11 protein-coding genes and 2 tRNA genes are annotated in these 12,811 nt (G+C 52.4%); 3 read left to right on the top strand and 10 right to left on the bottom strand.

What is annotated here, in order from left to right:
* Window positions 1-116 precede the first annotated feature (116 nt).
* A tRNA-Met gene (locus J4650_RS19065) sits at window positions 117-193 on the bottom strand.
* Between the two features lie 343 nt (window positions 194-536).
* Between J4650_RS19065 and argG the strand changes: the two genes are divergently transcribed.
* Window positions 537-1,880 carry an argininosuccinate synthase gene (argG, locus tag J4650_RS19060; RefSeq protein WP_000207646.1) on the top strand — a complete coding sequence of 448 codons (1,344 nt, stop codon included), beginning with the start codon at window positions 537-539 and terminating at the stop codon, window positions 1,878-1,880.
* An 85-nt stretch (window positions 1,881-1,965) separates the two neighbouring features.
* Here argG and J4650_RS19055 read toward each other — a convergent pair whose 3' ends face one another.
* The 7 genes from J4650_RS19055 to rlmE form a co-directional block, all read right to left on the bottom strand.
* Complete coding sequence (locus J4650_RS19055) at window positions 1,966-3,030, bottom strand: DUF1963 domain-containing protein (protein WP_000051504.1); 1,065 nt, start codon at window positions 3,028-3,030, stop codon at window positions 1,966-1,968.
* 335 nt (window positions 3,031-3,365) lie between these two features.
* Window positions 3,366-3,452 (bottom strand) — tRNA-Leu (locus J4650_RS19050).
* Window positions 3,453-3,465: 13 nt separating this feature from the next.
* A complete protein-coding gene (gene secG, locus J4650_RS19045; RefSeq protein WP_000272680.1) occupies window positions 3,466-3,798 on the bottom strand; it encodes a preprotein translocase subunit SecG in 333 nt (110 codons plus the stop codon).
* Window positions 3,799-4,020: 222 nt separating this feature from the next.
* Window positions 4,021-5,358 carry a phosphoglucosamine mutase gene (gene glmM / locus J4650_RS19040; RefSeq protein WP_000071169.1) on the bottom strand — a complete coding sequence of 446 codons (1,338 nt, stop codon included), beginning with the start codon at window positions 5,356-5,358 and terminating at the stop codon, window positions 4,021-4,023.
* Window positions 5,351-6,199, bottom strand: coding sequence for a dihydropteroate synthase (gene folP / locus J4650_RS19035; RefSeq protein ID WP_000764711.1), 849 nt, complete (start codon window positions 6,197-6,199; stop codon window positions 5,351-5,353). The genes glmM and folP overlap by 8 nt, the downstream gene beginning before the upstream one ends.
* 104 nt (window positions 6,200-6,303) lie before the next feature.
* The gene (gene ftsH / locus J4650_RS19030; RefSeq protein WP_001107481.1) at window positions 6,304-8,238 is read right to left on the bottom strand and encodes an ATP-dependent zinc metalloprotease FtsH; all 1,935 of its coding nucleotides are present in this window, start codon (window positions 8,236-8,238) and stop codon (window positions 6,304-6,306) included.
* A 103-nt stretch (window positions 8,239-8,341) separates the two neighbouring features.
* The gene (rlmE, locus tag J4650_RS19025) at window positions 8,342-8,968 is read right to left on the bottom strand and encodes a 23S rRNA (uridine(2552)-2'-O)-methyltransferase RlmE (RefSeq protein ID WP_023994014.1); all 627 of its coding nucleotides are present in this window, start codon (window positions 8,966-8,968) and stop codon (window positions 8,342-8,344) included.
* 126 nt (window positions 8,969-9,094) lie between these two features.
* On the opposite strand from rlmE, the gene yhbY reads away from it, so the two are divergent.
* Entirely contained in the window at window positions 9,095-9,388 is a 294-nt protein-coding gene (yhbY, locus tag J4650_RS19020; protein ID WP_001592995.1) for a ribosome assembly RNA-binding protein YhbY, read from the top strand.
* Window positions 9,389-9,543: 155 nt separating this feature from the next.
* Here the strand turns inward: yhbY and greA are convergent, their stop codons facing one another.
* Window positions 9,544-10,020, bottom strand: coding sequence for a transcription elongation factor GreA (gene greA / locus J4650_RS19015; protein WP_001148008.1), 477 nt, complete (start codon window positions 10,018-10,020; stop codon window positions 9,544-9,546).
* Between the two features lie 247 nt (window positions 10,021-10,267).
* On the opposite strand from greA, the gene dacB reads away from it, so the two are divergent.
* Window positions 10,268-11,701, top strand: a complete 1,434-nt coding sequence (gene dacB, locus J4650_RS19010; RefSeq protein ID WP_023195695.1) for a serine-type D-Ala-D-Ala carboxypeptidase — start codon at window positions 10,268-10,270, stop codon at window positions 11,699-11,701.
* Between the two features lie 111 nt (window positions 11,702-11,812).
* On the opposite strand, the gene J4650_RS19005 is transcribed toward dacB, so the two are convergent.
* On the bottom strand, window positions 11,813-12,799 hold the full coding sequence (locus J4650_RS19005; protein ID WP_000337539.1) for an IS110 family transposase: 987 nt from the start codon (window positions 12,797-12,799) through the stop codon (window positions 11,813-11,815).
* Window positions 12,800-12,811: the final 12 nt, after the last annotated feature.

The raw sequence follows: 12,811 nt of genomic DNA, 5'->3' as shown, positions 1-12,811 counted from the left end.
CTGAACCCTATAACCGCAACGGCGGTCTGGTGTACCTTCCGAAAGAATTTTTTTCAAATCCAGCTACGAAGGACATAATCTTCACAGTATATTTGAAAAAGAACTCTAAGGGAAAGTGGTTGCGGGGGCCGGATTTGAACCGACGACCTTCGGGTTATGAGCCCGACGAGCTACCAGGCTGCTCCACCCCGCGCCTGAAACGTGGCAAATTCTACTCGTTTTGGGCAAAATTTGCAAATACTGCTGGGATTTGGTACCGAGGACGGGACGTAAAATCTGCGCACAGTATAGTGACCAGGCATGAGTTATGTCAACCCTATTCCCAATATGCAGATGAATGAATATCACTCTTCGTTATACTCATCCCACCTCTCCGGCTTATACACGCATTTCACAACGTTATTTCAGTAAACCTTCACTAAACGCTTCCTGTCTCTGCTAAAAGATGATTAAATGAAAACTCATTTATTTTGCATAAAAATGCAATAAAGCAGAAACCGATCTCATTATCAGTCAATCAAGCAGGGTTCTATTCTATGACGACGATTCTTAAGCATCTTCCAGCAGGTCAACGTATTGGTATCGCTTTTTCCGGCGGTCTGGACACCAGCGCCGCGCTGCTGTGGATGCGACAAAAAGGAGCTGTCCCATATGCCTATACTGCGAATCTGGGACAACCGGATGAGGATGACTATGACGCCATTCCTCGTCGCGCAATGGAGTATGGCGCAGAGAATGCTCGCCTGATTGATTGCCGCAAGCAGTTGGTTGCAGAAGGGATCGCAGCGATTCAGTGCGGCGCTTTCCATAATACGACTGGCGGACTGACCTATTTCAATACCACGCCGCTGGGCCGTGCCGTAACCGGCACGATGCTGGTCGCCGCGATGAAAGAAGACGGCGTGAATATCTGGGGCGACGGCAGTACCTATAAAGGCAACGATATTGAACGTTTCTATCGTTACGGCCTGCTGACGAATGCTGAATTACAGATTTACAAACCGTGGCTGGATACCGACTTTATCGATGAGCTGGGTGGTCGCCATGAGATGTCTGAATTTATGATTGCCTGCGGTTTCGACTATAAGATGTCAGTCGAAAAAGCCTACTCCACCGACTCCAACATGCTCGGCGCCACGCATGAAGCGAAAGATCTGGAGTTTCTTAACTCCAGCGTCAAGATCGTCAACCCGATTATGGGCGTGAAGTTCTGGGACGAGAGCGTGAAGATCCCGGCAGAAGAGGTGACCGTCCGCTTCGAACAGGGTCACCCTGTTGCCCTGAACGGTAAAACCTTCAGCGATGATGTTGAGATGATGCTGGAAGCGAACCGCATCGGCGGCCGTCACGGCCTGGGCATGAGCGACCAAATTGAAAACCGCATCATTGAAGCAAAAAGCCGCGGTATTTATGAAGCCCCTGGGATGGCGCTGCTGCACATCGCTTACGAGCGTCTGTTGACCGGTATTCACAACGAAGACACCATTGAACAGTATCATTCTCATGGTCGTCAGCTGGGTAAACTGCTGTATCAGGGCCGCTGGTTCGACTCGCAGGCGCTGATGCTGCGTGACGGCCTGCAACGTTGGGTCGCCAGCCAGATTACCGGTGAAGTGACGCTGGAACTGCGTCGCGGCAACGACTACTCCATCCTGAACACCGTGTCAGACAACCTGACCTATAAGGCTGAACGTCTGACCATGGAGAAAGGCGAGTCCGTATTCTCACCGGACGATCGTATTGGCCAGCTGACCATGCGTAATCTGGACATTACCGATACCCGCGAGAAACTGTTCGGCTACGCGAAAGCGGGTCTGTTAACCGCCTCTTCCGCGACCGGTCTGCCGCAGGTTGAGAATCTGGAAAACAAAGGCAAATAAGCCCGCATCGTTGATGCAACAGGCCGCGAAAGCGGCCTTTTTTGTGAATATCACCCCAGGTTGATGCAAATGGCTGATTTGCCGGTTAATCTAACTGGACAACATTTCGCACCCTGTCAAAGCATTGTGCAGCCATGTCTTTTTCAGTCATCATTATATAGTCAATGCCCCCGCCAAAATCCGGCCCAGCGACAGCCAGTAATGCTGTTGTAGAATGAATTTCTTCATCCCAGCTAAAAAGCTGTCGCCACCTTGTATCATTTTGATTCAGTTCATCTTCCACACTACGTTGGAGAGGAATTGTCCACCCTCCCAGAAGATCGCCGGAATAGCAGGCATCAACTCGATACGGGTTGTCCTGTTCGTAATCACTTAACGCGTCATACCATGATTCATACGCTTTCTGCTGCGTAACGCTTAACCCCTCGCAGACTGACGAAACACTGATAACGGAAAGAGGTTCCAGGCACTCAACCTGTGTACACAATTGCCATGGTTCACGAAATTCAATCTTATTGTAAAAAGCCAGCAAGTCATCTGGCACAGCTAGCGTGCTTAATGTATCTACCTCAACATCGTGCCAGAAAACAAAGGGCTGCCGATCTTCCCAGGTAACATCGACAAAGAAGCTCAATAACCCCCGCCTGGGAAGCAGTGGATCAAACCCCGGGAGTAACGCCAGGTCACTCAAGTTTAGTTGGGCAACGAAAGCAAGCGGAAAATCAACCAACTGATTCTCTATGCGGATGTCAATTTCGGTTAATAACCGCTGCTGCACTAACCGATACTTTTCCTCGTCAAAATCTTCCGCTGGCTGCCCAAGCAGCTTACGCCCTTCATTGAGCAGCTCATAACTCATTTTCATTTCATGAACAAACCTGGCATTTCGCGTTTTTTCAGCTTTCAGCTTTAGTACGCGAGATGTGGCATTAACCGATTTTTTTCGTATAGGCCAGCTTTGTCCTAATGGCCAGTCGGGTAGACCGCCCAACCGCGATGCCCCCACCTTTACTGTTTCCATATCCCGCAGACAACGTTTAAATGCAATAGCAGCACGTGCCTGTTGCACGACTTTCTCCTGAATAGCAGAGCTCAAATTGGATGTGCGCAATTCAGCAATCAATCCAGCACGATCGAAAAATAAACTCATTAATCTCTTCCTTAGATATTCGGCTCAGTGCAAAGGAAGATTAGATAAAACTACTTGAGCAAAAGATATGGAGGGGGATAACAGATACAAGCATTTCAGATTATAGCTGAGCAACTACTGGCTTCAATGAACGAAGATGATCTCGTAATCGGTGGAGTGAACCTGACGCAGGGAGATCACCAGAGAGGACATACATGAGTATGTATGTAGGGCTATCTCAACGTATTGACGGGGCCATGCCAGGGACGCGTGTAAGCGTGCTTCAACCTCCTCTCTGAGAGCAGTTTCAACAGACGAAAAAAAAGACGCTTTTCAGCGTCTTTCTTTCGGAATATTGGTACCGAGGACGGGACTTGAACCCGTAAGCCCTATTGGGCACTACCACCTCAAGGTAGCGTGTCTACCAATTCCACCACCTCGGCACGGATACTGCTATTAGCGCGGGATATCGCTGGTCGGCTGGGCCGGTGCAGCAGGTTGAGTCTGCTCGGTCTTCGCCGGCGCGCTCAGATTTTCCCACTCGCTTCCTTTATTGGTTTTGTTGCTATTGATATTACCCAACACCAGACTGATGATGAAGAACAGCGTCGCCAATACCGCCGTCATTCGGGTCATGAAGTTACCAGAACCACTTGAACCAAATAGCGTAGCGGAAGCGCCTGCTCCGAAGGAGGCTCCCATATCAGCGCCTTTACCTTGCTGCAGCATGATCAGACCTACAAGGCCAATTGCCACAATAAGGAAAACAACTAAAAGAGCTTCGTACATAATCAACCTGTTCCTTGCGGAGTTGCCGCGTACCAATGCTTCTACCAATAAAGCGGGATTTTTACTGTTTCCCACTGAAGCGGGTGTGAATACTAACCAAAGCGAATGACCTTCGCAAGGGCAATTTAAGCGCATTGTATCAACTGCGGAAAAAAACAGCAAAAGCGTTGTTTTTTGCGGGCCGTAAGGCGGCAACCGCCGCCTTTTTAGTCACTTAAACGCTTAAACGGCTTTTACCGCATCCGCGATACGATGGGCGAATGCCGTAACCTGCGCTTCATCCTCGCCTTCCACCATCACGCGAATCAGCGGTTCGGTACCGGATTTACGTAGCAGTACCCGCCCACGATTGCCGAGCGTGGCTTCTACGTCCGCCGTTACCGCTTTCACCGCTTCATTTTCCAGCGGATCGCCGCTACCGGCGGTGTAACGCACGTTAACCAGAATCTGCGGGAACATTTTCATACCGCTGCACAGATCGTGCAGACTCATATGATTACGCACCATCGCCGCCAGAACTTGTAGCCCCGCTACAATACCGTCGCCAGTGGTCGTTTTATCCAGCAGAATAACGTGACCAGAGTTTTCCGCGCCGATGCGCCAGCCTTTTTCCTGCAATTTTTCCAGCACGTAGCGGTCGCCCACTTTCGCCCGGGCAAACGGAATGCCAAGCTGCTTGAGCGCCAGCTCCAGCCCCATATTGCTCATCAGCGTCCCCACCGCGCCGCCGCGCAGTTGCCCCTGGCGCAGCCCTTCGCGCGCGATGATATACATGATCTGATCGCCATCGACTTTATTGCCTTCATGGTCAACCATGATGACCCGGTCGCCGTCGCCGTCAAGCGCGATGCCGAGGTCCGCCTTCTCCGCCAACACGCGCGCCTGCAACGCGCGCACGTCGGTCGCGCCCACTTCTTCGTTAATGTTGACGCCGTTTGGCTCACAGCCGATGGCGATAACGGTCGCGCCCAGCTCGCGCAGCACATTCGGCGCGATATGGTAGGTAGCGCCGTTGGCGCAATCCACAACCACTTTCAGGCCATTGAGGCTCAGTTCGTTCGGGAAGGTGCCTTTACAGAACTCAATATAGCGTCCGGCGGCATCGACGATGCGGCTCGCTTTACCCAGCTCAGCGGAGTCTACGCAGGTGATCTCTTTTTCCATTTCGGCTTCGATGGCTTCTTCCACATCGTCAGGCAGTTTCGTACCGTCGATAGAGAAGAATTTAATGCCGTTATCATAGAACGGGTTATGCGAAGCCGAGATAACGATACCCGCCTCCGCGCGGAAAGTCCGCGTCAGATAGGCGACGGCTGGCGTTGGCATAGGTCCGGTAAACGAGGCCGACAGTCCCGCAGCGGCAAGGCCCGCCTCCAGCGCGGACTCCAGCATATAGCCGGAAATACGCGTATCTTTACCGATAATGATTTTACGCGAACCATGACGCGCCAGCACTTTTCCGGCAGCCCAACCCAGTTTAAGCACGAAATCAGGTGTAATGGGGGCATTGCCTACACGTCCGCGAATCCCATCGGTACCGAAATATTTACGATTACTCATAGCGTTTGTTTCCCTTTGCAGACAGAGTGGCTTCCACCACCCGCATCGCCTCTACGGTTTCTTTGACGTCATGGACGCGAATGATCTGCGCGCCCTGCATCGCGGCAATTACCGCGCACGCAAGGCTGCCGTTCAGACGGTCTGATGGTCCCACGTTAAGTAACTGACCAACCATCGTTTTACGTGACATGCCCACCAGCAGCGGCAGGTTAAAATGATGAAACTCACCCAGCCGCGCCAGTAAGGTATAATTGTGAGAGAGATTTTTACCGAAACCGAATCCGGGGTCGAGCAACAATTTCTCTTTTGCGATGCCGGCCTTCTCACAACGTGCTATTTGCTCAATAAAGTAGCGATTCACCTCGGCAAAGACATCGTCATATTTCGGCGCCTCCTGCATGGTTTTGGGGTTGCCCTGCATGTGCATAAGACTGACCGGCAAGCCGGTTTCCGCTGCCGCTTCCAACGCGCCGGGTTCGGAGAGTGAACGGACATCATTGATAATATGCGCGCCCGCCCTTGCCGCTTCACGGATCACCTCGGGTTTAGAGGTATCCACAGAAATCCACACTTCAAAACGTTGCGCGATTGCTTCCAGTACCGGAATAACGCGATCCAGCTCTTCTTCCACGCTCACTTCTGCCGCGCCTGGTCGCGTTGATTCCCCCCCCACATCAATAATTGTCGCCCCGGCATTCACCATTAAATTCGCATGTTTCACCGCCTCAATCAGCGTGTTATGCGCGCCGCCGTCGGAGAAAGAATCCGGCGTTACGTTCAGGATCCCCATAACATGCGGATGAGTGAGATCGAGCGTGGCGCCCTGAGCGAAGAGTTTCATGGTCAAAATCCCTGTTTTATTTATGGTGAGTTAAAAAAAGAAAAACCCCGGGGCAAGCCCCAGGGTTTCGGTGAGCGCTAAACATAATGTTGTACAACAAACGCTTATTTGTCGCCCAGCTGCTCTGACATCGTGTTGCCCGGGTTCGGCGTGCGTGGTTCATCAACCGGACGCGGCGCCTGAGGCGTACCATTGCTGTCAGAGTTATTGGTGCCGTTTGGATCTTCCCAGCCCGCAGGCGGACGCACTTCACGACGCGCCATCAGGTCATCAATCTGCGGCGCATCGATGGTTTCATATTTCATCAGCGCATCTTTCATCGCGTGCAGAATATCCATATTGTCAGTCAGGATCTGACGAGCGCGATTGTAGTTACGTTCAATCAGCGCTTTCACTTCCTGGTCGATGATACGCGCAGTTTCATCAGACATATGTTTCGCTTTTGCGACGCTACGGCCGAGGAACACTTCGCCCTCTTCTTCCGCATACAGCAACGGACCGAGTTTCTCCGAGAAGCCCCACTGGGTGACCATGTTACGCGCCAGGTTAGTCGCGACTTTAATGTCGTTCGACGCGCCGGTGGAAACATGCTCAACGCCGTAGATAATCTCTTCCGCCAGACGGCCGCCGTACAGCGTGCTGATTTGGCTTTCCAGCTTCTGACGGCTGGCGCTGATCGCGTCGCCTTCAGGCAGGAAGAAGGTCACGCCCAGCGCACGACCGCGCGGGATAATCGTCACTTTGTGCACCGGATCGTGTTCCGGCACCAGGCGACCGATAATCGCGTGGCCCGCTTCGTGGTACGCGGTCGACTCTTTCTGCGCTTCCGTCATCACCATGGAGCGACGTTCGGCGCCCATCATGATTTTGTCTTTCGCTTTCTCGAACTCAACCATCGACACAACGCGCTTGTTACCACGAGCTGCAAACAGCGCCGCTTCGTTGACCAGGTTCGCCAGGTCCGCACCGGAGAAGCCCGGCGTACCGCGCGCAATGATCGCCGCATCAATATCCGTCGCTAACGGTACGCGACGCATATGCACCTTCAGAATCTGCTCACGACCGCGCACATCCGGCAGGCCTACCACCACCTGACGGTCAAAACGGCCTGGACGCAGCAGCGCCGGGTCCAGAACGTCCGGACGGTTAGTTGCGGCGATAACGATGATACCTTCGTTACCTTCGAAGCCGTCCATCTCAACCAGCATCTGGTTCAACGTCTGCTCACGTTCATCGTGACCGCCGCCCAGACCTGCGCCACGCTGGCGACCTACGGCGTCGATTTCATCGATGAAGATAATGCACGGCGCCGCTTTCTTGGCCTGTTCGAACATGTCACGCACACGAGACGCGCCGACACCGACGAACATTTCCACAAAGTCAGAACCGGAAATCGTAAAGAATGGCACCTTCGCTTCACCCGCAATGGCTTTTGCCAGCAGGGTTTTACCGGTACCCGGCGGGCCGACCATCAGGACACCTTTCGGAATTTTACCGCCCAGCTTCTGGAAACGGCTCGGTTCACGCAGGTATTCGACCAGTTCCGCCACTTCTTCTTTCGCTTCGTCACAACCCGCAACGTCAGCAAACGTGGTTTTGATCTGATCTTCCGTCAGCATACGCGCCTTGCTCTTACCGAACGACATGGCGCCTTTGCCACCGCCGCCCTGCATCTGACGCATGAAGAAGATCCAGACGCCGATCAGCAACAGCATCGGGAACCAGGAAATGAAGATAGAAGCCAGCAGGCTTGGCTCTTCAGGTGGTTCGCCAACAACCTTGACGTTTTTAGTCAGCAGGTTATCAAGCAGCTTCGGATCATTAATCGGAATGTAAGTCGTGTAACGGTTACTATCTTTCTTGGTAACGTTGATCTCACGTCCGTTGATACGCGCTTCGCGAACCTGGTCCTGATTGACCTCTTGCAGGAAGGTAGAGTAATCCACCTTACGGCCATTAGACTCGCTGGGCCCAAAGCTCTGGAATACTGACATCAGCACAACGGCAATGACCAGCCAGAGTATTAGGTTTTTCGCCATGTCACTCAAGGGATTAACCTCTTATTACAACTGTGTTAAAAACAGCGTCAGGATACTCTATATCCAGTTTCTTTCAAACCTTACGTCTGAAATCTGCCGGTTATCACTTTCGCCCGGTCGCTACAATGTACACTTCACGCGAACGCGCACGCGAAGAGTCCGGCTTACGAACTTTAACCTTCGTAAACAGGGAGCGAATTTCCCTTAGATACTCATCGAAACCTTCGCCCTGGAACACCTTCACTACAAAACTTCCGCCTGGCGCCAGCACATCGCGGCACATCTCTAACGCCAGCTCCACCAGATACATGGAGCGGGGGATATCCACCGCCGGTGTTCCGCTCATGTTTGGTGCCATATCCGACATGACAACTTGTACTTTACTGTCACCCACGCGTTCCAGTAACGCTTTCATGACAAGTTCATCACGAAAATCGCCCTGAAGAAAGTCCACACCAACGATAGGATCCATAGGTAAAAGATCACAAGCGATGATGCGGCCTTTGCCGCCAATCTGCGTGACCACATACTGTGACCAGCCTCCTGGCGCAGCGCCGAGATCGACTACCGTCATTCCCGGCTTAAAAAGTTTGTCACTTTGCTGTATTTCATCAAGTTTAAACCAGGCACGGGAGCGTAGCCCCTTTTTCTGCGCCTGTTGAACATATTTATCGCTAAAGTGTTCCTGAAGCCAGCGGCTTGAGCTGGCAGAACGCTTTTTACCTGTCATTTAACTTTCCCGTCGGGGCAGTTCATCGTAGCCAATGGCGTAAATTTCTACACGCCTATTTGGCGATATAAGGGAGATGGCGGTAGAATGACCCGTTTTCAATCCCAACGTAAGCAAAAATATACGATGAATCTGAGTACTAAACAAAAACAGCACCTAAAAGGTCTGGCACATCCGCTCAAGCCTGTTGTTATGCTTGGCAATAATGGTTTGACCGAAGGGGTACTGGCCGAGATTGAACAAGCGTTAGAGCACCATGAACTTATCAAGGTGAAAATCGCCTCGGAAGATCGCGAAACAAAAACCTTGATCGTGGACGCTATCGTGCGCGAAACCGGCGCCTGTAACGTACAGGTCATCGGTAAAACGCTGGTGCTGTATCGCCCAACTAAAGAGCGTAAAATCTCGCTGCCGCGTTAAGGATATCCTAAAGTCGAACACAAAATCTGTGTAAAACGAGGGGTTTTCCACGAGCAGGAGAGCAAAATGCCACGCTCTCTCCGTTGATAAAAGGCCGCTATGCGGCCTTTTTCCTTTCTTTACAATACACCAACAATTTGCGTATTGAGTACTGCTTAAAGGTATTCCACTTTAAGCACTTCGTATTCCACATCGCCGCCAGGCGTTTTGATCACCACGACGTCATCCTGCTCTTTGCCGATCAGACCGCGAGCGATTGGCGAGTTTACCGAAATGAGATTTTGCTTAAAATCCGCCTCATCATCGCCAACAATGCGGTAGGTCTGCTCTTCGTCGGTGTCCAGGTTCAGCACCGTGACGGTAGCGCCGAAAATTACGCGACCATTGTTCGGCATTTTAGTGACATCAATCACCTGCGCATTCGACAGTTTTGCTTCGATATCTTTAATGCGCCCTTCGCAGAAACCCTGCTGTTCGCGTGCAGCATGATACTCCGCGTTTTCTTTTAAATCGCCATGTTCGCGCGCTTCGGCGATAGCGGCGATGATTTCAGGACGGCGCACAGATTTCAGAAAATCCAGCTCTTCGCGCAGTTTTTCGGCTCCGCGTAAGGTCATCGGAATAGCTTGCATTTGTTATACCTCTTGAACATTCCTGTAGGGGGCAATGAACTCTACCCCGGCTGCTAAGCCAGCCCCGGCATATGCCATACCAGGGTCAGAAGCAAAAAAACACCAACCCGGGCGCGCAGTCCCAGGTCAGCTACAATTTCCTCTTTGATAACCATTTTACCCTGGAGTTCCCTATGGGTCATCGTTTACTTTTTAGGGCGTTGCGCCGTAGTATGACGGCTTGTTTCCAGGGTGTTAGCGCGAGATTATGCGATTTTCCAGATTTATCATCGGATTGACCACCAGTATAGCGTTCAGCGTTCAGGCCGCGAATATTGACGAATACATCAAACAGCTTCCGGCCGGCGCCAACCTCGCGCTGATGGTGCAAAAGATTGGCGCGCCCGCGCCGGCTATTGATTATCATAGTCAGCAGATGGCGCTTCCCGCCAGTACCCAAAAAGTGATTACCGCGCTGGCGGCGCTGATTCAACTCGGCCCGGATTTCCGTTTTACGACCACGCTGGAGACTAAAGGCAACGTCGATAACGGCATCCTGAAAGGTGACTTAATTGCGCGCTTCGGTGGCGATCCAACGCTAAGACGTCAGGATATTCGCAATATGGTCGCGACGCTGAAAAAGTCCGGCGTCACGCAAATCGACGGTAATGTGCTTATCGACACGTCGATTTTCGCCAGCCACGATAAAGCGCCAGGCTGGCCGTGGAACGACCTGACGCAGTGTTTCAGCGCGCCTCCCGCCGCCGCCATTGTTGACCGCAACTGTTTTTCTGTGTCGCTTTATAGCGCGCAAAAACCAAACGATTTAGCCTTTATTCGCGTGGCCTCTTATTATCCGGTAACGATGTTCAGCCAGGTACGGACTCTGCCGCGCGGTTCGGCAGACGCGCAGTATTGCGAGCTGGATGTTGTGCCTGGCGATTTGAACCGTTATACGCTTACCGGCTGTTTACCACAGCGCGCCGACCCGCTGCCGCTGGCCTTTGCTATTCAGGACGGCGCCAGCTACGCGGGCGCGATCCTCAAGCAGGAACTGAAAGAGGCCGGGATAACTTACCGCGGCACGCTGCTGCGCCAGACGCAGGTTAACGAGCCCGGAACGATCGTCGCCAGTAAACAGTCGGCGCCACTGCACGATCTGCTTAAGATTATGCTGAAAAAGTCAGACAACATGATCGCCGATACTGTTTTTCGGATGATTGGTCATGTCAGGTTTAACGTGCCTGGCACCTGGCGGGCGGGATCGGATGCCGTTCGCCAGATCCTACGCCAACAGGCGGGAATTGATATCGGCAATACCATTATTGCCGACGGTTCCGGTCTTTCTCGCCATAACCTGATCGCTCCCGCCACGATGATGCAGGTGCTGCAATATATCGCCCAACACGATAACGAGCTGAACTTTATCTCTATGCTGCCGCTGGCGGGCTATGATGGTTCATTGCAATACCGCGCCGGGCTACATCAGGCGGGCGTAGACGGTAAGGTTTCGGCGAAAACCGGGTCACTGCAGGGCGTGTATAATCTGGCGGGCTTTATTACCACCGCAAGCGGGCAACGGATGGCATTTGTACAGTATTTGTCCGGCTACGCGGTTCCACCTGCCGATCAGCGTAATCGCCGAATCCCGCTGGTACGCTTCGAGAGTCGGTTGTATAAGGATATTTATCAGACTAACTGAGTGCATTATTGCCGGATGGCGGCGCTAACGCGTCTTATCCGGCCTACAACGAACATAATAAAACGGGCCGCAAATGCGGCCCGTTGGCTTTTATAGCTACCGTCTTGAACGTCAAGCGGTAGCTACATAATTTTCATCCCACGGAAGCCGCGTTTTCAACACGCCAAAGCATAAATGCACCAGTTTGCGCATCACTGCTCCCAGCGCGGCTTTCTTCGCCTTGCCCTTTGCGACCAGCCTTTCATAGATAGCCTTCGCCTGTTTGTTCCAGCGGCTCGCGGTCAGCGCTGCAACATACAGCTTAGCCCGCACTCCTGACGGCCCTGTTTTTGACATATGTGGTCTGCCACGCACTGAACTCCCCGACGTTTTCTCTACCGGTGTCAGCCCCAGATAGGCCGCTACCTGTGAGGCGCTTTTGAACATTCCGTCTTTCAGCAACGCCAGCATCTCCCGCCCGACCTGATCTTTCACTCCCTTGATTGATTTCAGTAAATCGAGATCAGCCTTCAGCCCCGGATCGTTATCCGTATGATCGGTTATCAGCTTCTCTATCCGGGCCAGTTCCTCGTTCAGCCAGCTCTTTGTTCGCTCAAGTGAACGGATGACCTCCTGTGGTGTGGATGTGGAATTCGCTTTTTCCAGCCGGTTCACCGTACGCTGTACATCCTCTCTCAGCGCATCCCGCTGGCGCAGCAATGCCCTCAGCTTACGTACTTCAGGCGAAGGCGGAACCCAGACAGCCGGGGACTTCAGCTCTCCATAACAGGCCAGCACGAAGGCATCGACAGCATCATTCTTGTTGAGGATATCCATCCCGTGGGCAAATTCACGGACACGACAGGGGTTGGCCATGCAGACGCTGACACCAGCCTCATGCAGGCCATACGCCAGATTTTCATGGTAAATACCCGTCGCTTCCAGTACGACAGTCACGCTTTCAGGAACGCATTTTTGTGCGTTCAGCCAGTCGACAACTTTACGGGCAACGGCGGGTTCGTTAGTCAGAACCTTGTGCTTTTTTTTACCGCCGGGGCCGGCAGTAAGCAGACAAAGATCGATTTTATTTTTACTGACATCAATACCGAGAGTACACACAGAACACCTCCT

Origin of the sequence: Salmonella sp. 32120201201600049SM (assembly GCF_017572835.1) — a bacterium.
Classification (GTDB): domain Bacteria; phylum Pseudomonadota; class Gammaproteobacteria; order Enterobacterales; family Enterobacteriaceae; genus Salmonella; species Salmonella enterica.
This window is presented reverse-complemented; position numbering and strand designations above follow the sequence as displayed.